The following is a 600-nucleotide window of genomic DNA, read 5'->3' as shown; positions in this document are numbered from 1 at the left end:
GATCCGGAATCGTTTTCGGCGCTCAGGAAATCACGCCGAGCTCGCGTCCCACGGCGCCAAATGCCTCAACTGCCCTGTCGATATCGGCGCTGGAATGCGCCGCCGACATCTGGGTGCGGATACGGGCTTGGCCCTTCGGCACCACCGGGAAGGAAAAGCCGATGACATAGATGCCGCGCTTCAGCATGCGTGCCGCCATCTCCTGTGCCAGAGCCGCATCGCCCAGCATCACCGGGATGATCGGATGATCTGCACCAGCCAGCGTGAAGCCAAGCTTGCCCATCTGAGACCGGAAGCGTTGCGCATTGGCATAGAGGCGCTCGCGAAAGGCGCCGCCATTGCGGATCATGTCGAACACCTTGATCGAGGCGCCGGCGATCGCCGGCATCAGCGTGTTGGAGAACAGGTAGGGCCGCGAGCGCTGGCGCAGCCAGTCGACCACCTGGGCTTTGCCTGAGGTGTAGCCGCCGGACGCGCCGCCCAGCGCCTTGCCGAGCGTGCCGGTGATGATATCCACCCTGCCCTCGACGCCACAATGCTCGGCCGAGCCGCGGCCGTTCTTGCCGACGAAGCCGACGGCGTGGCTGTCGTCGACCATGA

Annotated in this window: 1 protein-coding gene; it reads right to left on the bottom strand. The window is 65.2% G+C overall.

Annotation, left to right across the window (positions count from 1 at the left end; translation table 11 throughout):
- Positions 1-22 precede the first annotated feature (22 nt).
- Positions 23-600, bottom strand: a 578-nt coding sequence (locus tag EN738_RS34880; protein WP_127287432.1) for an aminotransferase class I/II-fold pyridoxal phosphate-dependent enzyme, incomplete at its 5' end; no start/stop codon positions are given.

The organism is Mesorhizobium sp. M4B.F.Ca.ET.017.02.2.1 (assembly GCF_003998955.1).
Taxonomy (GTDB): domain Bacteria; phylum Pseudomonadota; class Alphaproteobacteria; order Rhizobiales; family Rhizobiaceae; genus Mesorhizobium; species Mesorhizobium abyssinicae.
This window is presented reverse-complemented; position numbering and strand designations above follow the sequence as displayed.